Source organism: Vibrio sp. Isolate30 (assembly GCF_022397975.1).
GTDB classification, from domain to species: Bacteria; Pseudomonadota; Gammaproteobacteria; order Enterobacterales; family Vibrionaceae; genus Vibrio; species Vibrio fortis.
Map to the genome: position 1 here is coordinate 87,962 of NZ_JAKEUS010000012.1, position 19,399 is coordinate 107,360.

General features: G+C 44.9%; 19 protein-coding genes. 8 read left to right on the plus strand and 11 right to left on the minus strand.

Annotation, left to right across the window (positions count from 1 at the left end):
* Positions 1–92 precede the first annotated feature (92 nt).
* Positions 93–1,277, minus strand: coding sequence for a cystathionine beta-lyase (locus L1D60_RS20785; RefSeq protein ID WP_239842765.1), 1,185 nt, complete (start codon positions 1,275–1,277; stop codon positions 93–95).
* 147 nt (positions 1,278–1,424) lie between these two features.
* The gene (gene cls / locus L1D60_RS20790) at positions 1,425–2,879 is read right to left on the minus strand and encodes a cardiolipin synthase (protein ID WP_239842766.1); all 1,455 of its coding nucleotides are present in this window, start codon (positions 2,877–2,879) and stop codon (positions 1,425–1,427) included.
* 366 nt (positions 2,880–3,245) lie between these two features.
* Here cls and L1D60_RS20795 point away from each other — a divergent pair, with 366 nt between their 5' ends.
* The 4 genes from L1D60_RS20795 (at position 3,246) to L1D60_RS20810 (ending at position 8,275) form a co-directional block, all read left to right on the plus strand.
* The gene (locus L1D60_RS20795; RefSeq protein ID WP_239842767.1) at positions 3,246–4,679 is read left to right on the plus strand and encodes a sodium-dependent transporter; all 1,434 of its coding nucleotides are present in this window, start codon (positions 3,246–3,248) and stop codon (positions 4,677–4,679) included.
* A gap of 194 nt (positions 4,680–4,873) precedes the next feature.
* A complete protein-coding gene (locus tag L1D60_RS20800; RefSeq protein ID WP_239842768.1) occupies positions 4,874–6,490 on the plus strand; it encodes a methyl-accepting chemotaxis protein in 1,617 nt (538 codons plus the stop codon).
* Between the two features lie 130 nt (positions 6,491–6,620).
* The gene (locus L1D60_RS20805; RefSeq protein ID WP_239842769.1) at positions 6,621–7,319 is read left to right on the plus strand and encodes a TIGR01621 family pseudouridine synthase; all 699 of its coding nucleotides are present in this window, start codon (positions 6,621–6,623) and stop codon (positions 7,317–7,319) included.
* An 8-nt stretch (positions 7,320–7,327) separates the two neighbouring features.
* A complete protein-coding gene (locus L1D60_RS20810) occupies positions 7,328–8,275 on the plus strand; it encodes a class I SAM-dependent methyltransferase (RefSeq protein ID WP_239842770.1) in 948 nt (315 codons plus the stop codon).
* Between the two features lie 96 nt (positions 8,276–8,371).
* Here the strand turns inward: L1D60_RS20810 and L1D60_RS20815 are convergent, their stop codons facing one another.
* The 5 genes from L1D60_RS20815 to L1D60_RS20835 all read right to left on the minus strand — a co-directional run bounded on the left by L1D60_RS20815 (position 8,372) and on the right by L1D60_RS20835 (position 13,179).
* Positions 8,372–8,989 carry a CDP-alcohol phosphatidyltransferase family protein gene (locus L1D60_RS20815; protein WP_239842771.1) on the minus strand — a complete coding sequence of 206 codons (618 nt, stop codon included), beginning with the start codon at positions 8,987–8,989 and terminating at the stop codon, positions 8,372–8,374.
* On the minus strand, positions 8,979–9,629 hold the full coding sequence (locus L1D60_RS20820) for an ATP-binding cassette domain-containing protein (RefSeq protein ID WP_239842772.1): 651 nt from the start codon (positions 9,627–9,629) through the stop codon (positions 8,979–8,981). Before L1D60_RS20820 ends, L1D60_RS20815 begins: the two co-directional genes overlap by 11 nt.
* A complete protein-coding gene (locus L1D60_RS20825; protein WP_239842804.1) occupies positions 9,595–11,295 on the minus strand; it encodes a thiamine ABC transporter permease in 1,701 nt (566 codons plus the stop codon). The genes L1D60_RS20820 and L1D60_RS20825 overlap by 35 nt, the downstream gene beginning before the upstream one ends.
* A gap of 5 nt (positions 11,296–11,300) precedes the next feature.
* Positions 11,301–12,464, minus strand: a complete 1,164-nt coding sequence (locus tag L1D60_RS20830; RefSeq protein ID WP_239842773.1) for an ABC transporter substrate-binding protein — start codon at positions 12,462–12,464, stop codon at positions 11,301–11,303.
* A gap of 268 nt (positions 12,465–12,732) precedes the next feature.
* Positions 12,733–13,179, minus strand: a complete 447-nt coding sequence (locus L1D60_RS20835) for an META domain-containing protein (protein ID WP_239842774.1) — start codon at positions 13,177–13,179, stop codon at positions 12,733–12,735.
* 177 nt (positions 13,180–13,356) lie between these two features.
* On the opposite strand from L1D60_RS20835, the gene L1D60_RS20840 reads away from it, so the two are divergent.
* Both L1D60_RS20840 and L1D60_RS20845 read left to right on the plus strand, forming a co-directional pair.
* Entirely contained in the window at positions 13,357–13,620 is a 264-nt protein-coding gene (locus L1D60_RS20840) for a DUF1289 domain-containing protein (protein ID WP_239842775.1), read from the plus strand.
* Positions 13,621–13,715: 95 nt separating this feature from the next.
* Entirely contained in the window at positions 13,716–13,883 is a 168-nt protein-coding gene (locus tag L1D60_RS20845; protein ID WP_239842776.1) for a hypothetical protein, read from the plus strand.
* A gap of 124 nt (positions 13,884–14,007) precedes the next feature.
* On the opposite strand, the gene L1D60_RS20850 is transcribed toward L1D60_RS20845, so the two are convergent.
* Complete coding sequence (locus tag L1D60_RS20850; RefSeq protein ID WP_032552151.1) at positions 14,008–14,229, minus strand: hypothetical protein; 222 nt, start codon at positions 14,227–14,229, stop codon at positions 14,008–14,010.
* Between the two features lie 313 nt (positions 14,230–14,542).
* Complete coding sequence (locus L1D60_RS20855) at positions 14,543–15,775, minus strand: DEAD/DEAH box helicase (RefSeq protein ID WP_239842777.1); 1,233 nt, start codon at positions 15,773–15,775, stop codon at positions 14,543–14,545.
* 275 nt (positions 15,776–16,050) lie between these two features.
* Between L1D60_RS20855 and L1D60_RS20860 the strand changes: the two genes are divergently transcribed.
* Positions 16,051–16,407: a PilZ domain-containing protein gene (locus tag L1D60_RS20860; RefSeq protein ID WP_239842778.1), complete on the plus strand. Its 357-nt coding sequence runs from the start codon at positions 16,051–16,053 to the stop codon at positions 16,405–16,407.
* Positions 16,408–16,507: 100 nt separating this feature from the next.
* On the opposite strand, the gene L1D60_RS20865 is transcribed toward L1D60_RS20860, so the two are convergent.
* Together L1D60_RS20865 and L1D60_RS20870 are read right to left on the minus strand one after the other, a co-directional pair.
* Complete coding sequence (locus L1D60_RS20865) at positions 16,508–17,632, minus strand: M14-type cytosolic carboxypeptidase (RefSeq protein ID WP_239842779.1); 1,125 nt, start codon at positions 17,630–17,632, stop codon at positions 16,508–16,510.
* 73 nt (positions 17,633–17,705) lie between these two features.
* Positions 17,706–17,981 (minus strand): nitrogenase-stabilizing/protective protein NifW, encoded by a 276-nt coding sequence (locus L1D60_RS20870; protein WP_239842780.1) that lies wholly within the window; start codon positions 17,979–17,981, stop codon positions 17,706–17,708.
* Between the two features lie 317 nt (positions 17,982–18,298).
* Between L1D60_RS20870 and L1D60_RS20875 the strand changes: the two genes are divergently transcribed.
* Entirely contained in the window at positions 18,299–19,393 is a 1,095-nt protein-coding gene (locus L1D60_RS20875) for a NapC/NirT family cytochrome c (RefSeq protein ID WP_239842781.1), read from the plus strand.
* Positions 19,394–19,399: the final 6 nt, after the last annotated feature.

Genomic DNA, 19,399 nt, shown 5'->3' on the forward strand with positions numbered 1-19,399 from the left:
TCAAGTAACTGAAAAGAAACCCCAAGAGTAGAGAATCAAAAAGGCAGCCCAGTGGCTGCCTTTTAGTTTAGTGTTGAAATTAGACCTGCGGTCTACAACAGTGCGTTGTAGCGCTCAAAGCCGGCTTCTAAATCAGCAATTAAGTCTTCAACATCTTCAAGGCCGATATGTAGTCGGATAAGTGTGCCTTCGAAATTTGGGTTTGCTACCGTTCGCAAGTTATCAAAGCTTTTCGGTTCGTTAGCGAGAATTAAGCTTTCAAAACCGCCCCAAGAATAACCCATGCTAAAGTGCTTCATGCCATCCAATAGTGCAGTCGTAGCTCGTGGGTAGCTAGTTTTAAGCACAAACGAGAACAGACCATTACCGCCAGTGAAATCACGTTCAAAGAATTCATGACCAGGGCAGCTCTCTAGAGCAGGGTGACGAACATGATCAACTTCTGGGCGAGTTTGTAGCCATTGAGCAACTTTTAAGCTGTTCTCTGCGTGTTGGCGTAAACGCACATCCAGCGTTCTAATACCACGTAGTCCAAGATAAGCATCATCAGGTGACACACACTGCCCCATTAGATAGCTTTGCTCGCGCAGTTGGTCCCAATGTTTTTCATTGGCAACGGCAGTGCCAAGCATGACATCTGAGTGACCAACGATGTATTTGGTTGCTGCTTGAATCGAGATGTCGACTCCGAAGTCAAATGGCGAGAAGTTCACGCCCGCGGCCCACGTGTTGTCGAGCATAACGATAATATCGTGCTGATGAGCAATACGAGCCAGTGTAGGAATATCTTGGACTTCCATGGTGATGGAGCCCGGAGATTCAGTAAATAAGACCTTAGTGTTTGGTTGAATAAGATCTTTAATGCCTTCGCCAATGGTTGGCTCGTAATAGGTCGTTTCTACGCCCATTTTTTTCATGATGGTGTCACAAAAATCGCGTGTTGGTTCGTAGCACGTATCCACCATCAGAATGTGGTCGCCTGCTTCAACAAACGAGAGGATGGCGTTAGAAATTGCCGCCGTACCACAAGGGTAAAGTGCACAGCCTGCGCCGCCTTCAAGGTCGACCATTGCGTCTTGGAAAGCAAAGTGGGTGTTGGTGCCTCTACGGCCGTAGAATAGAGTTTTGTTGGCACGGTTTACGGTTGCTTTGTGTTTGTCTGCAACGGTATCAAATACAACAGTTGATGCACGCTGAACGGGTGGGTTAACCACACCATTAGTCCACTTTTTATCGCGGCCCGCTGTGATCAGTTTTGTTGTTTTGCTTTCGGACATACTCTGAATTCCTTATCAATCTATTATCCTTTATTTAAAACATGCCATTGGGTACGAAAGCAAGGGAAGTTAAAGAGTTTTTAGGAATTAACTAGACCCTTTAGTGAAAAAGGGTCTGCAAAAGAAATTGTAGAGAGGAATCAAAAGCTAGAGTAATGGATTGAACAGGTAAAATAGACGCTCAAAGAAGCGTGATTGAAGGCTTCGTTCTTGCCATTTATCGAGGCTAACTGGATGAGAACTTTCAATATATGATTCTTGAAGGTCTGCGAGCTGGCGCGTAAAGTCCACGTCATCGACGGCGAGAGTTACTTCGAAATTAAGCCAGAAACTGCGCATATCGATGTTTACCGTACCAATAAGGCAGAACTCCTCATCAATCACTACCGACTTGGTGTGCAGTAAGCCGCCGTAGAATTCGTAAATCTTAACACCAGCTTCAAGCAGCTCGGTATAAAATGCGCGAGATGCCCATTTAACCATCAGAGAGTCGTTACTGTGCGGAATCACCAGTTCTACGTTTACGCCTCGTTGCGCAGTCATCTTAAGAGTTTCGAGCAGATCGGCACTCGGTACAAAGTAAGGTGTGGTGATTCGAACCGAGCGATTGGCTTGGTTAATCGCAATGCTTAATACCTGTAGAATCAAATACTCGGGCATTCCGGGACCCGAGGGCACGACTTGAACCGGGTGTTGAACTTCTGATTCGTCAACCTTGCATTCGGGCAGAGCGGGTAAAATACGTTCTCCGGTTTCAACTTCCCAGTCCCAGCCATGTATGGCAGACAAGACATTAACCGTCGGCCCTGTCACTCGCACCATTACATCTATCCACTGTCCAACGCCAGCACCTTGTTTAAAGTGCGCTGGGTCAACCATATTCATGGAGCCTGTGTAGGCGACGGTTTCATCAATCACGATGATCTTGCGATGTTGTCTAAGGTCTAGACGGCGCAGGAACATACGCCAAGGGCTTACCTCAAGAGCTTGGATAACCTGCACACCCGCATCGCGCATCATAGAACGCCAGTGACTCTTAAAGAAACGAGGAGATCCTGCCGAATCCAATAACACTTTGACGTCGACGCCACGCTTTGCCGCTCGTATCAAAGCGGAAGCGACAGAGTCCGTTAACCCGCCTGGGTGCCAGATGTAGAACACCATCTTAATGCTAGTTTGTGCATTTTCGATGTCTTCGATGATCGAATGTAAGATCTCTTCGGGGGAAGATTGCAAAGAGAGGGTGTTGCCGCTTAAAGCTGGAATGCCCATGCGGTTGTTACACAGTTCATCAATTTTGTGGATCGGTGAGCCGACTTTGCCAGGCACATGCACTTGGCAGTGGTTCAACTGTCGGAACCAATCACCAAAAGGTGTAAACATACGCTGGGCGCGTTCTGCTCTTTTTCTTCCTAAATTCAATTCACCGAATAGGAAATAACAAGCAACGCCCACGATTGGAACAATGTAAATAACGAGTAGCCAAGATAAAGAGACGCTAACTGAGCGTCGTTTTAGTACGACTCGAAGCGTTACACCCGCAACCAGCACCCAATAGAGCACAACGGCGGCCAAAGTTAAGAAATGATAGAGCTTTTCCACATCTAATACTCGAAAAAAGAGACACTTAGATAGTAATGCTATTTTGACAATTTGGGAATTTTACAGAACAACTATTTACAAATTAGAGTAAAGGCTGTAAATAGAGTAAAGTTGTTAAGTTTTAGTTAACTTAAGACGAAAACGATTGTTTTGTATGAAAAGTCGGCATTTAACCATAATATTTTACATTGGTAACGAAATATGTACGGTTCGGGCTTCCAATTTTAATCTTAAACTGGTTTACTTGCTATACAACGAGCGTCAATCAAATTTTTTAGGATGTAAACGAAGATTTACACCTTCTTTTTATAAGACGCCACCCAAAGCAAACACAACATTACACAACATACAAATTTTGGAGTTAAAGTGGCTACTAGTAATACAACCACAAAGCCTCGTGATACCTGGGGTTCGAAGTTAGGATTCGTAATGGCTGCAGCAGGTTCTGCTGTTGGTCTAGGTAATATTTGGAAGTTCCCATACACAGCAGGTGAGAGCGGCGGCGGTGCCTTCGTTGCAATCTACCTATTCTTCGTGATTTTCATCGGTTTCAGTGTAATGCTGACTGAATTTGCTATCGGCCGTCATACGCAAAAATCAGCAGTAGGTGCATTTAAATCAACAGACCGTCGTTGGACGTTCGCTGGTGTTATCGGCGTAGTGAGTGGTCTACTTATCATGGGTTTCTACCCTGTAGTAGGCGGCTGGTCTATTGCTTACATCGGTAAGATTGCTGGTGGTCTTCTAGACGCACCTGAAGCAATCGGTGACAGCTTCGGCGGTTTCATCTCTAACCCAGTTCAACCACTAATGTGGATGGGCCTATACCTACTACTTAACGTTGTTATCGTTATGAAAGGTATCTCGGGCGGTATCGAGAAAGCAGGTAAGGTTCTAATGCCGCTGCTATTCCTGATCCTTATCGTAGTATCGATCAAAGGTCTAACGCTTCCAGGTTCTATGGCTGGTCTTGAGTTCCTATTCAGCCCTGATTTCTCTAAGGTAGACAGCAACGTAATTCTTGCTGCACTTGGTCAAGCATTCTTCTCACTATCTCTAGGTATGGGTTGTATGTTGACTTACGGTTCTTACCTTAAGAAGAAAGAAAACCTAGTTCAGACTACAGCTATGGTTACAGCGATGGATACCGGTGTTGCTATCCTAGCTGGTGTTGCAATGTTCCCAGCAATGTTCGCATTCGGTATGGAGCCAGCAGCAGGTCCTGGTCTAGTATTCGTAGTTGTTCCTCAGCTATTTGCTGAAATGGGCGGCGTAATCGGTCTTCTATTTGCACTTATGTTCTTCATCGGTCTAAGTGTTGCGGCTCTAACATCTTCAGTTTCTCTACTAGAGGTTGTGGTTTCTTACCTAATCGATGAGAAAGGCATGAAGCGTGTAACAGCAGTAATCTCTGCAAGTGTTGTAATGGCTGCACTATGTATCTTCGCTTCTCTATCTCTAGGTGGCGTTGGTCCAACACTATTCGACACTGGTGCGTTTGATATCTTCGACCTTCTAACAGATAAGATCTTCCTAGCAGTTGGCGGTATGTTGGTATGTATCTTCGCTGGTTGGAGACTAAACCGTGCAGACCTAGAGAAAGAAATCACTAACGACGGTGAAGTATCTTTCCCACTATTCGGTCTATGGTACAACCTAGTTAAGTTTGTAATCCCAGTAGCAATCGCAATCGTTGCATTCATGGGTATCTCTTCTGGCTTCGATAGCGGTAAAGGTGCAATCATGCTACTAGGTATCGGTATCATTGCAGGTTCAGCGGTAATTTCTAAGAAATTGTAATCGCGACCTTAAAAGTCAAAATCAACAGAAAGCGAGAGTCTTAGGGCTCTCGCTTTTTTTTGCTTCATTTCTAACCTTTTCTTATTTATAGGGTTTTCCGTACGGTTTTTTCTAAAGTTATTCGCATAGTTGTCGATATAGATTAAGCATAAAGATATGCGAAGTGAATATTGACTCCCTTAGGAAGGTGAAACGTGAAATTGTCTGTAAGAAAAAAGTTATATGCAGGCTTTAGCTCTATATTGGCGCTAATGATTGTATTGGTGGCATTTGTCTGGATTGAAGTAACTGGCTCACACCGAGTAGCCGACGAAATACGCATGGATGATGTACCTGAGTTAGTCAACTATCTCGTACTTGTAGATGAAACGGCGGACGTCTATCGCGATGCGATGGGGACTGTAACCCATGTGAATGGTGCGTTTAACGACTACCGAGCAAACAAAGGGCAGTTCTTCGAAGCGATTGATAAGGTGAAAGCGCTGGAGAGCGTGGGGACGCCTGATTACCGCCGAATCGAGCGTGTTGAAAGCTTGATGAAGGAGTTCAATACTGCGTTTGAAAACCAGATTGCGCCAAAAGCGAATCAAGAAGCGGCTTTCTTGGATAATATTCGCGATTTACGTTCTCTTTACGAACAACACTTGGTTCCGATAGAAGCGTTATTAGATGAGGCGTCAATGGCAGAAGAGGTGCAAACGGATAAAGCCTTACTTGCTCTAACAGACTCATTTACAGCAATGGAACGTATGATCTTGATCTTAACGGCCATCTCTATTGCTGCCGGTGCTGTGATCGCTTATCTATTGTCAAATTCAATTACCAGCCGCTTAACCAAAGTAGAGCAGGTAGCACGTAAAGTGGCGAGCGGCGATCTGACCGCAGAAGACATTGTGGATAATTCGGATGACGAGCTAGCTCACCTTGGTCAGTCTATTAACCAGATGCAGAAATCCTTGGTTGGCTTGATCGGTTCTATTTCGTCTGTGACAAATCAAGTGCAAACCGCAACGGGTGAGCTTTCGTCGATCAGCCAAGACATTGTTTCTGGTGCGTCAGCACAGGCAGATAAAGCAACATTGATTGCAACCGCTGCAGAAGAGCTAAGCCTAACAATTTCAGAAGTTGCTCAACAAGGTACATCGACTTATGAAGAAGCGCGTCGCTCTGAGACATCAGCAGAAGATGGTCGATCAGTTATCGTTGAAATGGTGACAAGTATTCAGCAGGTTTCTGCACAAATGGGTGAAATGTCAGAACAAATGAATACGCTTGGATCTCATGGTGAGCAGATTGGTAGTGTCATTAAAGTGATTGAAGACATTGCCGAGCAGACCAACTTATTGGCGTTGAACGCGGCGATCGAAGCTGCGCGTGCTGGTGAGTTTGGTCGTGGCTTTGCGGTTGTAGCGGACGAAGTACGAGCGCTTGCTGAGCGCACGACTAAAGCGACTCAAGAAGTATCAGGTATCATTCAAGCGATTCAATCAGGCACTCAGGAAGCGGTAACTTATACCCAGGACAACTGCCGTTTAGTTGATATTGGCGTTGAACAGAGTTCTGGCGCAGTGCAAGCGTTGGAAGCGATTGTAAATGGTGCGGCTAATGTTCAAAGCATGGTTAACTCTATTGCAACGGCTGCCGAAGAGCAGACAGCGGTAACCAAAGAGATTGCTGCCGATATTACCGCTATTAGTGATATCTCAGAATCTTCATTGCAGTTGGCAACACGCAGCTCTGAGAGCACGATGAGTCTAAACGCTAAGGTTCAAGAGTTAGAAGGGCTACTGGCTCAATTTAAACTGGCTTAGCCGGCTTCACAAAACGGATAACAGCTATCAAGCCCACGATTGTCGAACACTCAGTCGTGGGCTTTTTCACTACTGTTATCTGATGTTAGACAAGGTATACTTCACGCTCGATTACGGAGTAAGCCTTTTCATGTTCGATATTCTTGTAAACCATTCAGATTTTTTACTTATCAATAAGCATCCGGGCGTGAGTGTCCACAAGGATGACGGTGATACTATGCTGCTTCAAGAGGTGGCAAAATCACTCAACATTGAAAAGCTCTATCTTGTGCATCGTCTAGATAAAATGACGTCAGGTATTCTATTGCTCGCAAAACATGCAGCTGCGGCCAGTGAGCTGTCTCAGTTGTTTGCGAACCGAGAGGTTGAAAAGTACTACCTTGCAATAGGCTCTAAGAAGCCGAAAAAGAAACAGGGCTTGATCGTGGGTGACATGGAGCGCTCTCGACGCTCAAGTTGGAAGCTGATCAACAGCAAGCAAAACCCAGCGGTGACCCAGTTTTTATCGGCGGCAGCAGAGCCAGGTGAACGACTGCTGCTTTGTAAGCCGTACACCGGGCGCACTCATCAAATCCGCGTGGCGATGAAGTCGATAGGTTCGGCGATCGTTGGCGACCCAATTTATAATTCTTCAAGTCAATCTGATCGTGGCTATCTGCATGCCTTTGCGATTCGATTTACCTATCAATCTCAAGCATATCAATATGTGTGCGACCCGAGAGCACACCAATCTCTAGGTCAAAAATGGTCGCATGAGGCGGTATCGACAGGTTTGGATACTTGGCTTGAACCTTGGTCACTGGCGTGGCCAAAGCTAAACATTAAGTGAGAGATATAATGGAAGCATCTGCTTTACCGGTATTTTTTGAACATATCGAACAACAATTAAATGAAGTACCTAACGAGCTACGTCGTATTTTCCATGGTCGTGGTAAATATTGGCCAGGCCTAGAGCAATTAACGTGTGATTGGGTCGATGGTCAGTTGTTGGTGAACATTTTCAAACAGGTCGATGAAGAGTTCCTATCTGTTTTGAAAGAGGGCCTTGTTAAACTGACAGAGCAGCCAATTTGGCAACAGAAGCAGGGCACAAGTGTTGTGCTGCAACATCGCTATACTGAAGGCAGCCCATCGGAAGTGATTTGGGGTGAACTAGACTCATCACCAGTTGTTATTGAGCACGGTCTTAAGTACCAGTTGAACATCGGTCGCAACCAGAACTTCGGTTTATTCTTAGACATGCGTAATGGCCGTCAGTGGGTTCAAGAGAACTCTCAAGGTAAGAACGTATTAAACCTGTTTGCTTACACCTGTGGCTTTTCTGTAGCTGCGCTAGCGGGTGGTGCGCGTCAGTGTCTTAACGTAGATATGTCTCGCGGTTCATTAAGCAAAGGTCGCGACAACCACCGATTAAATGAACATGACATGCGCTCAGTGAACTTCTTGGGTTATGACATCTTCAAATGTTGGGGAAAAATCAAGAAAGGTGGTCCATACGAGTTGGTGATCATCGACCCACCATCTTTCCAGAAAGGCAGCTTTGCACTGACCAAAGACTATAAGAGAATTCTGCGTCGCCTACCTGAACTTCTTAAAGAGGGCGGAGAAGTGATCGCTTGTGTGAACTCTCCGATGGTTTCACCTAACTTTCTGATTGATACCATGGCGGAAGAAGCGCCGAATGTGAAATATCTGGAACGCTTACCAAACCCACCAGAGTTTGTCGATGTTGATGTTGATTCGAGCCTGAAAGTACTTCGCTTTAAGTTAGAAGCTGCAGAATAGCACTGAGCTATAGCTAAACGAAAATGAAAGCGCCGAATTACTCAATGGTAACGCGGCGCTTTTTTATGGAATCAATGTTATTTGTTTCGAAGCGGTTTAGGTTTTTACATTATTGAGCGTTTGAAAACCAAAGTAGATACGCATAAAAGTAGTCAGCCAACACGCAGCGCCAAACGCGTAGGCGATTACGGCAAAATGTTGCGGCCAAATACAGAACGCGATGAAACAAGCGATGGTTTCGGTTCCCTCGGTTAATCCCGACATGTAGTACAAAGATTTATGCTTATAGACTGGGTTCTCTATTCCTTGCTTGCCTGCCATGACTGCGAAGGCTAAGAAGCTGCTGCCGGTACCTATGAAGGAGAAAATCAGAAAAGCGCCCGCGACGGCATTCGCATCGGGGTTCGCAATCACAAAGCCAAAAGGTATCAACGAATAGAACAAGAAATCGAGGCTGATATCGAGAAAGCCACCGGCATCGGTAATTCCTTGGATGCGAGCAAGAGCGCCATCAAGCCCATCGCAGATACGATTTAACACTACAAACAACAATGCTAAGTCATATTGTTGAAAAGCGAGCGATGGGAAGGCTAAACAGCCAATCAAAAATCCAAAAAATGTCGTTTGATTAGCCGTGATGCCAGCGCCGTTCAACACTTTAGCTGATTGTGTTAAAGGCCAGCGAATCACCTTAATAGAATACTTATCTAGCATTTTCAGTGCTCCATGGCCAATTCAGTACTCGCGCGGTGGGTGGAATATCTGTTTCATCATGGGTCACCATTAAGGTTGGAATATTCGCTTTGCTCAACTGTTCAAAGACCCAATCACGAAATTGAACACGCAGTTCAGGATCGAGTTTGCTGAAAGGTTCATCCAATAACGCGACTTTAGGTTTGGCGAGGAGCATTCTGGTTAAACTGACTCGCGCTCGCTGCCCTCCCGAGATTTGATCTGGGAAAGAGTCCGCAAGCCTTGTTAGCTCAATCTCCTTAAGGGCATCAAATGCTCGTTGTTGGCGCTCTTTCCCTTTAATGCTATTTGGCAACGCAAAAGCTAAATTTTCCCAAACTTTTAGGTGAGGAAAGAGCAAATCGTCTTGAAACAGGATCCCTACCTCACGTTGATGAGGAGCAATTTGATCGATTCGCGCGTTGTTGACGTGGACTTGTCCTGTGTATTCAAACTCGTTGCTAAGGTGACCAGCAATCACATCCAGCAGAGTCGATTTTCCACAGCCACTCGGGCCCATTAGCGCCAACACTTCACCAGCGTCCAAATGGAGGCTAAGTGACGAAAACAGTTCGTTACCATCGAGTTTATGGATGGCGAGGTCTTTGAGAGATAGACTCATTAGGCAATAAACCCTTGAATGAAAGTCGGCGATACTTTACCTGTAAGCGGCTAATAAGAATCGCAAATGAGAAAAAGAATAGAGGGAGTAATGCTTGCCAAATGGCATAGATAGCAGTGACTCTACGATCGAACCCACTTGTTAGTGCAACTGCTTCCGTTGTAATGGTACTGATTCGTCCCGCACCCAACATCAAGGTTGGTAGGTATTGAGCGAGGCTCACACTAATCCCCACAGCCCAAGCAAAAACCATAGCTGGCAGGAGTATTGGTAGTTTAACGGTGAGCCAGCTTCTAAGTGGCGATTTTCCAAGGCTTAGAGCCGCCTTAATCAACCCTGGTTCAAAGCTGCGCCAAGGACCATCTAATGACAAGTAGACGAACGGGAAAGCAAAAAATATATGCGACCAGATAACCCAAAACTCATAAGCGGTGCTATTGAGATAAAGAGTTGTTACCTGCAAACCGAACAGTACTGAAAGCTGAGGAATGAGCATCGGAATAGCGATAATGTACCCCGGGATCTGCCAACGATGCCGAATACGATACTCATGAGCAATAAGTGCCAATACTAAGGCGATGGTCGCCGACATGAGGGCAATCCACAGGCTTTGTCCTATGGTACTCGTTATTGCATCCCACTCGTATTCCCAAAAGCGAGTGCTGTATCGACTTGGCAATAGGTCTGGAAAACGCCAACGTTGAGCAACACTCCACAGCAACATCAAAGGGAACATTGCTGCTGTCAGTAGGGCCAAGAAAGAAAACAGGCTACGTCCGGGTAGAGTAAGGCCAGAACGACCAGACACCTGCCAGCCACGGAAGCATTTAAGAATGGACCATTCAACCAATCGAGCAAAGGCAATTAACAAGCTAGCTAAGCCAAATAAAACAATGGCACCAGCAGCCGCTCGGGGAAGAAGGTTTAGGTCAGGGTCATTGAACCATTGCCATACTAAAACAGCAAAAGTCGGTGGGTTTGTTGGGCCTATGATTAGCGCTATATCCACGACGGATAAGCTGTAAGCGAGTACTGCCAACATAGGAAAGCGTAATTTGTTGAACCATTGTGGGAACACACACTTCCACCAGATCTGTGAACGACTGTAACCGAGTGACGCGCTCACTTTGGTGATTTTTGGAATGTCTAACTGCTGCAGAATCGAGATACTCATTAACAGCAAAAACGGGATCTCTTTTAACGCTAACATCACAATCAAGCCCAAGGCATAAGGGTCCTTGACGAGCAAAGCAAGTTCACCGTTGGTTGATGTTACTCCGACGATGCTGTGTAACGTTCTCATTCCTAAACCGCTAGGGCCAAATAGAAAGGCAAATCCAATCGCAAAGGCGACATGAGGAATTGCAAGCATAGGGGAGAGCGTAAGTTCTATTTTACGCCAAAACGGTTTGTCCCAAGTGGCTTGAAGAATACAGAAAGTAAGAAAGCAGGCAAGGTAGCTACTGACAACTGCTGAGCTAAGTGTAAGCCCAATAGAGTGATATACGCCTTCCCACGCGAATACTTGTAGGAAGCCTACGGTAGAAAACTGTTCTAAACCCAGCGGGGGTATGTAACTGAGTGATGAAGCAATAACCCCAACTACCCCTGGGATAGTTGGGAGAATGCACACCGCTATAACAACAAAATATAGAGCGTGAAGAATCAAACTTAGTTACCGTAGCGCTTTAACCACTCAGACTCGAGTGCGGTTTGCCAGCTTGGGTGCGGCTCATCTACCGATTTGAACTGCTGAGTATTGCGAGCACTTCCAGTTAGGTACTTACTGCTTAACACTGACGGGTCGCCCCAAATATTAAGGTCGCCCTTGCGCGATTGGGCTTCTGGGCTCAATAGGTAGTTGATCGCAACTTGAGCGCCTGCCGATGCGTTTGCATTCCAAGGAATGGCTAAGAAGTGAATGTTAGATAGTGCACCACTTTCGAAAGCAAACGCTTTGGTTGTTTCTGCAAGTGTACCGTTAGCTTGAGCAGAGAAAACCGCATTAGGGTTAAAAGTGATGGCTAGGTCGATCTGGCCATCATCAAGAAGTTGAATACTTTCAGATGTACCGGCAGGGAATTGTTTACCACCACGCCATGCAACCTTGTGGAACTCATCGAGGTATGCCCACAGTGGTTGAGTGATGGTTTGGAATGTTTTTTCATCAACTGGTTTAGCCAGTGCAGGATCGTTTTTTGTCAGCTCGATCAGAAGTGATTTTACAAAGCTGGTACCGTGAAACTCTGGTGGACGCGGGTAGCTTAAGCGGTTCGGGTACGCTTGTGCATAGCTCAGCATTTCAGAGAAAGAATGAGGTGGGTTGTTCAGCGTTTCTTGGTCGTGAATAAAGACAAGTTGTCCAACACCCCAAGGTGCTTCAAGGCCTTCAGTTGGCTCTGAGAAATCAACATCGATTGGTAGAGATTTATCGACATATTGCCAATTCGGCAGCGTTTCAGTGAACGGGCCAAACAGTAGAGCGTTGTCTTTCATTGAACGGAAGTTTTCACCGTTGATCCAGACCATATCGACACTACCACCGCTGTTTTTACCCGCGGCTTTTTCTGCGATTAGGCGGGTGGTCGTCTCTGCGATGTCGGTTACCTTAACGTGCTTGAGTGTCACACCATGGTTTTGTTGCAGTTGTTTGCCTGCCCATTGGATATAACGATTGATCTCTTGGCTACCACCCCAAGCGTGAAAATAGACAGTTTGTCCTTCGGCTTCACGTTCAATTTGGCTCCACTCTTGCGAGTTTGTGTTGTCTGCATAAAGTGTTGCGCTGTAGGCTGTTGTGGCCAGTAATCCAATCGTACTAACTAATTTGTTCATAAACTTTTCCATATCTTTGTGAACGGCTGAGGGCAATGCATTTGTTACATCCTTTAGGTTATTCTATCTGTTTCTGAAATAATTTCTAATTCAATAGTAAATTCAAAGGATTACTTATTGAATTATGTGACCTTACCTATGACCGAGTTTTTGAGTAAATAATTGCAGAAAAAATGGAAATTTTTCAAATGATTGAGAAATACCCTTCAGGTACGAAAAAAGGAGCCAAATGGCTCCTTTTAAAATTCAAAATAACACGTTATTGGGATTAGTTTTTCCAATCACTTAGCGTGTAAGTCAGAGTATGTACGTCGTTCTTCAGTACCAGTGTATCTTTGGTCAGAGTTACGTCACTCCACTCTGCAAGTGTTGCAGAAACCGACTGTTCGATGTCCATTGCCGCACCGTGACACATCTTCATTGTCATGCCCATCTGTTTAATGCGGAATTGACCGTCTTTCAGTTCGCCTTGACCAAAGAAATTATTACAGCCTGCGATGCCGTTAGCTGTCAGCTTTTCGCCGATTTCTAGGCGAGGTGCTGCTTCGTGTTCGCTTTTCTCAATGTCTTTGCCGTCGATTTGTGCCAGTTCCCAATTATGGTGCTGTAGATCGGTAGCTGTTACTTGCATTGCGTCATCACCTGTTGTTGTACATGCAGCAAGCATGATAGGTAAAGCGGTTACTGCTAGTAATTTTTTTGAACTAAACTTCATATAATATGGCTCCAAAGGAATAAACGAAGTTACCAAAGATGCGTAACTTGATTGGTGAAAAGTATAGTTAACAAAACGCTATATGTGTCAGTATACGGTCATAGTTTAGTATGTTTTCGTTAGTTTCGATGATTTTATAATCATAGAATCAGGCACATAGAGTACTCAGGAGGAGTCGTGGAGCAGTTAGAATTTTTTCAAGTTCCAAGCCCTTGTGTGGGAGTATGTTCAACGGATGAAAAAGGCTATTGCAATGGTTGCATGCGAAAGCGGGAAGAGCGTTTCAATTGGATGTCGATGACGCCTGCTCAACAGCTGCATGTAATTAAATTGTGCCGGCAGAGATATCGAAGAAAACGCCTTGCTCAGTTGAACAATGGATCGAAACCGGAACAATCATCAGAAGAGGTAATGAGCCCGCAACAAGATCTTTTTGGATAATTGCGACTCATACAGCCTGTTTTTAACAAACTCTTTACATCGAGCGGCAGGTGTAATATTAAAGAGAATACGGTGCCAGAAGGGATGATGTTGGTATGAGTAAAAAAGAGAGTAAAATTAAGAGCCAGCCAATAAAGTCGCTCGATAAAGAAAGTATTGAAGATAAAGACGACCCTGAAAGAGTCGCGCGTGATTGGCACAGTATGACTGAAGAAGAGCAAATGGAAGTGCTATCTCACCTCTCAGATATGCCGTTTCAGTAATCTATTTTCGCTATCCAGAAATACACACAATAACTGAAGACTAAAAAGCCACCCAACGGTGGCTTTTATGTATTTAAAGTATGTAAAACACGTAAAGCATGGGATTCTCTCTTTTGGGCTTTAACTATTTAGATCCCCAGTGATCGCTTACCCAACCACCAATATGCTCATCAAAGTGATTACCACTGAATCGGTGATTGCGTTCTACAGAACTGTCACTCTCATCTTTATTATCTAATAGCGTTTGAATGTAGTTAGCCATCGGGTCATTAGAACGCTGACGATCGCGTCGGGTCGCTACTTCTTTAATCAGTTGTAATCGGTATGCAGAGCTAGCACGTTTCATTTCAATGACCTCCTGGTTATAGACACTAATAGAAAAATCTAGTTGGTGGTTTTGTGACCGTCAACGCGATTTTGAAGTATTTTTTTTGACCAACGAGGAATCAATCAGTTGAGTGCGTTATTCATAAAAATGTAATTTAAAGCAGCATAAATCCGAGCCTCAAAATAAGGCATTTTATATGTGTGAAGATGACTATTTTGCGCGGTTCAGGTGTAAAAAAGCCCAGTTCTGAGCTGGGCTTTGAATGAATGTACAATTTTTGAATAAAAGCGCTATTGTTTTGCAGTGAGCGATGGCTTGCTCCCGCGTTTGATTAACGTGAGTTTTTACTCTTGAACTGCTTAATGCTCTTTTTCTTAGCTGTGCGACGGTTTGCCTGTTTGTCTTTTGGTGGGCGTTTACGTTGTGTACCTTCAGTAGCAGGCTTATCTGTTACTGGGAAGCCTTCTAATGACTGAACAGGTAACGCTCGCTCTGTTAACTGGCGTATTGCATTTAAAGTTTCAGCTTCACTGTGACTCACTAATGAAATTGCATGACCAGTAGCGCCAGCCCGAGCTGTGCGCCCAACACGATGGACATAGTTTGCCGAATGCGCTGGCAATTCGAAGTTAATCACGAGAGGTAGAGCATCAATATGGATACCACGCGCCATCACGTCGGTTGCAACCAGCGTTTCAATACGCCCTTTTTTGAAATCTTCGAGAATCTGGCTGCGCTCTTCTTGGCTTTTATTCCCGTGTAGTGCTTCTACGTTGAGTTTGGCTTTCTTAAGCTTTTTGGTCAGAGCGTCCGCGTTGTCTTTAGCTCCGATGAAAACCAGAGATTGAGTGTTTTTGTACTGCTGCAATAGGCTGATAAGCGCTTGGGGTTTACTGCCTTTGTTGACTAAGTACAGTGTCTCTTTGATGTTTTGAGCCACGCTGTTTTTTGGATGAACGTTGACTTTTAGAGGCTTGAATAGCAATTCATCAGCTTGGTGCTCGAGTTCGCTTGGTAGTGTCGCGGAGAACAGTAGAGTTTGATGTTTTGCCGGCAAGGATTTTTTGACCACTTGAATGTCAGGCCAAAACCCCATGTCCAACAGGCGGTCAGCTTCATCTAGCACCAATGCCTGGCAATGCGACAGTGACAATAAACCTTGTTCAATCAAGGATACTAAACGGCCAGGCGTGGCCACGACCATCTGTGGTTTACTGCTTAGAGCATCATTAACATTCTCTTCACTCATGCCACCTATGAAGGTTGCAACACGAATGGAGAGCGCGCTTGCAAAGGGCGTTAATGAAGAAGATATTTGGTTGGCCAGTTCACGAGTTGGCACCACAATCAGGCTTTGAACAGCATTGATATCACGTTCAAGGTTCTGTAACCCACCCAAACCAAATGCAAGTGTTTTCCCGCTACCCGTTTGAGCCAGTGCCAGTAAATCTCTTTTATCTAAGATCGCTGGAATCGATTTATGTTGGATCTCGGTTGGTTGTTGTAGAGCTTTAGGAAGAGCATCGATAAGCTCAGGACACAGGTTTAGAGATTTGAACGTCATAGTGTGAACCAATTGAAAAGAGGGAAAGGAGTCTAACAGCGGATATGTGCAGAGTGAACCATTTTAGCAAGTCAAAGCTATGTGGTTTCATCCGACTGACTGATCACCTTGATGAACGAAATGCGAACTCTGTCTCAACACTTGTTGATATTTTAGCTAAAGGTCTGACGAGCGTTGTCGATAATTAAATCTAATGATGATTTATGTTATCTTTATTTGTTAGGTGGATATTGAATTTGGTGCTTAATTGGTGCCATGTGTAGGGAGACAGATAAATGAGTGACGGGTCGTTTACCCAAAAACGCCAGTACTATCGCTTAAAATACCCAAAGGGCGCTAGGCCGATCATGCGTATCAAAGATGAGCTCTTTCAAGTGAGCGAAGTATCTGAGAAAGGCGTGCGTGTTATGACTCGGAATGTCAGTCATTTTTATCGTGGGCTCTCTATGGCGGGCACACTCGATCTGCATGATGAAAAGCGAGTCGATGTTACAGGCGCGGTATTACGCTTTGATGGCAATGAAGTGATCATTCAGTTGTCTCGTGGGCCGAGCTTTAAAGACATGGTGTCTGAACAACGACATATTCGCCAACGTTACCCCGCATTTTTCGCAAGTTTAAGAGCGGCATAATAAAGAATAATAAAAAGCCCGAGAGTGAAGTGACTCTCGGGCTTTTTGTATCCATAGCTGCGATAAATTTATAGAGCTACTCGTACATAGCTTAAATGGGTTACAGTTTTGGTACTGTTGCCCAAACTGCCGCTAGCATATCGTGACCAAATGCCACGCTGCGCTCTGGCGACCAGCCGTAAAGCTCTTCTGCATGACTAATGTGGTCTTTAAATGGCATTTCAACCGTATAAGAAAGACATTTGAACTGCTCACCTACCCAGTTCGAGCCAACGGTTAAGTTTGCTTTACCTGGCTCGTCTTTATCGTAACCAACTTCATCTTGGAATTCTGGTGTGATAGTGAATAGTGCTTGTTTGAAGTGCTCTTCCAAACCTTGTAAACGAGCATCGTAAGAGGGAATACCTTCACTACCCGCAACAAAGTTGTATGGGATTGCTTCGTCGCCGTGAATATCCAAGAACATATCAACGCCAGTCTCCAACATGCGCTCACGAACTAGGTAAACCTCTGGGCTACGCTCCATTGATGGTGTTTGCCATTCGCGGTTCAGGTTTACGCCTAAACCATTGGTGCGTAAGTGACCTCGGATGCTGCCGTCTGGATTCATGTTTGGTACTGCGCGAATCACAACCTTATCGAGTAGGGCGCGGCCAACGGTATCTGTCTCATCAAGAAGGCGCTGTAAGAAGCCTTCAATGAACCATTCTGCCATTGTTTCACCTGGGTGCTGACGACCAATGATCCAGATATTCTTTTTCTCTGGGCTTGGTTCGCCAATGGTCAGTAGGCTGATGTCGTTGTTGTCGTTAGTTACACCTAGCGTTTCAAGCTTACAAGCAGGGTGCGTTTGAGCACTGTGCAGTAAGTCTTGGTGGCGGTCATAAGAGTAAGGTGCGAAATACGCAAAGAACATAGATTCATGCTCAGGAATGATGTCGAATTGTAGTATATCGCCATCAAATTTTGCTGGAATGCGGAACCACTCTTCGCGATCGTAAGAAGCAACAACGTCGTAGTCTTTCCAACCCTCAGGGTAGGCGGACTTTGCTAAGCCTTGGATTTCAAAATGGTGAGAAACTTGCGCTTCGCTTTCTAAGCGGAAATGAAACCATTGAGCAATGTCTGTGTGTTTATCCGCTGGGATAGTCAGTTGGATGTTTTGTGGAGAATCTGCATTAACGACATTAATATTGCCGCTTTCAAAATTACTGAAAATGTTCATTGTAGTTATTATCTCGTGGTTGAGTTGCACTAAGATTAGCACACTTCATTTCAAGCAAACTACTCAGAAAAGGTTAGCGACGCTGACAAGATGTACAACCACGGCATGCTGAGCGCGTATGTTTGTCTAGCTTGCTACGCTGAACCTTACAGTACGCGTTTTTTAACGCTCGTCGTCCTGAGAACCAATCATCGGGTTTTGTCAAAATCAGATAACCATTAAAGCGTTTCACTAATTCACTTCGGTTCTCTTCAATAAACCGACTATCAAAACCGATCTCAAAATAATCAAGCGCTTGTTCAATACGGGTAAAACCAGCAATTTTTTGCAAAAGTTCAGAGTGACTCATGATTGTCTCATAGTACGTAAATCGCCGATGACTTTACCTGACTTAACGAGGTTTTAACTTGATATGCCCCAAACAAAGGGGGCTTTTCTTGTAATGAATATCGCTGAATTTATTTGTTCTGGCTATGGGATGGGTAAGGGTCTATTGATATTTGTATTGGGTGCGCATTCATTGAATTGTAAATCTACAACCTGGCTCCCACTGTACGGCATATTTATTATCAAAAAAGACTAATTATGACATAAATCAATAAGGGCTAACCCTAAAGTATTACTCTGATCGCAATTGCAACCAATTGTTAAAGATGATTACTAAATATGTCTATTAAAAAACGTTATATCGCTGTTATCGCGGCGGTAGGCATAGGAATTGGGTGGTTGACGTTGGGGGGCACGGCTGCGGTCATGCACTACACATCAAGCACAGAGTTCTGCGTTTCTTGTCACACCATGCAGATCCCATACGAAGAGTATGAAGGTTCAATTCACTTCAGTAACGCCAAAGGAATTCGAGCTGAATGCTCAGATTGCCATATTCCTTCGGATCCAATTGACTACGTAATCACAAAAATTCGTGCATCTAAGGACATTTATCACGAATTTGTGACCGGTAAGATTGATACCGAAGAGAAGTACGAAGAACACCGTATGGCGATGGCTGAAACAGTGTGGGCACAGCTGCGTGAAAATGACTCTGCTACCTGTCGCTCGTGTCATACCTTTGATGCGATGGACAGTTACGAGCAGTCTGAAGATGCAGCCAAAATGCACGCTTACGCTCAAGAGAGCAATCAAACCTGTATCGATTGTCATAAAGGTGTGGCGCACTTTGCTCCGGAACCTGAAATGGATAGCGAAGCGTTCGATAACCTCATGGCGTTCACAGAGAAAACTGCACCAGACGCAAAAGTGGTTTACCCGGTAGAAACTATCGAGATGGGCGAGCTTGGCACGATCAATCCGACTGCGAAACTGGATGTTGTTTCAATAGAAGGCACTGAGCGCACAGTGGAACTGCACGCTTATCAAATGAAAGGTGCTGAGCAGGTGCTGTACTACGGCGAAGGTCAACGCGCGATTGTCGCGATGCTGACAGAAGCTGGTCAAAACGCGCTAGAAACTGGCGAGTACCACGCAGACGAATACGGTAATGAGTGGCGTACGGCAGTGATTACCGCGCAGATCGATGCTGATGTGTTGGACTCTCTTGAGCCTATCTGGGACTACGCAGAAGAACTCGACAATGTTTACTGTGCAACTTGCCACGCAAAAATTCCAGCGGGTCACTTTACCGTTAATGCTTGGGGCCCAGTGGCGAAAGGCATGGGCGATCGTACTGATATCTCCGCTGAAGACTTAGAGCTTCTAACCAAATTCTTCCAGAACCACGCCAAAGATGTGGCTGGCCACTAAATAAGA

Excerpts from the sequence above, each read along its gene's own strand:
- L1D60_RS20785 (WP_239842765.1), bottom strand. The coding sequence starts at position 1,277 with ATGTCCGAAAGCAAAACAACAAAACTGATCACAGCGGGCCGCGATAAA.
- L1D60_RS20805 (WP_239842769.1), top strand. The coding sequence starts at position 6,621 with ATGTTCGATATTCTTGTAAACCATTCAGATTTTTTACTTATCAATAAG.
- L1D60_RS20810 (WP_239842770.1), top strand. The coding sequence starts at position 7,328 with ATGGAAGCATCTGCTTTACCGGTATTTTTTGAACATATCGAACAACAA.
- L1D60_RS20815 (WP_239842771.1), bottom strand. The coding sequence starts at position 8,989 with ATGCTAGATAAGTATTCTATTAAGGTGATTCGCTGGCCTTTAACACAA.
- L1D60_RS20820 (WP_239842772.1), bottom strand. The coding sequence starts at position 9,629 with ATGAGTCTATCTCTCAAAGACCTCGCCATCCATAAACTCGATGGTAAC.
- L1D60_RS20830 (WP_239842773.1), bottom strand. The coding sequence starts at position 12,464 with ATGAACAAATTAGTTAGTACGATTGGATTACTGGCCACAACAGCCTAC.
- L1D60_RS20835 (WP_239842774.1), bottom strand. The coding sequence starts at position 13,179 with ATGAAGTTTAGTTCAAAAAAATTACTAGCAGTAACCGCTTTACCTATC.
- L1D60_RS20845 (WP_239842776.1), top strand. The coding sequence starts at position 13,716 with ATGAGTAAAAAAGAGAGTAAAATTAAGAGCCAGCCAATAAAGTCGCTC.
- L1D60_RS20850 (WP_032552151.1), bottom strand. The coding sequence starts at position 14,229 with ATGAAACGTGCTAGCTCTGCATACCGATTACAACTGATTAAAGAAGTA.
- L1D60_RS20855 (WP_239842777.1), bottom strand. The coding sequence starts at position 15,775 with ATGACGTTCAAATCTCTAAACCTGTGTCCTGAGCTTATCGATGCTCTT.
- L1D60_RS20860 (WP_239842778.1), top strand. The coding sequence starts at position 16,051 with ATGAGTGACGGGTCGTTTACCCAAAAACGCCAGTACTATCGCTTAAAA.
- L1D60_RS20865 (WP_239842779.1), bottom strand. The coding sequence starts at position 17,632 with ATGAACATTTTCAGTAATTTTGAAAGCGGCAATATTAATGTCGTTAAT.
- L1D60_RS20870 (WP_239842780.1), bottom strand. The coding sequence starts at position 17,981 with ATGAGTCACTCTGAACTTTTGCAAAAAATTGCTGGTTTTACCCGTATT.
- L1D60_RS20875 (WP_239842781.1), top strand. The coding sequence starts at position 18,299 with ATGTCTATTAAAAAACGTTATATCGCTGTTATCGCGGCGGTAGGCATA.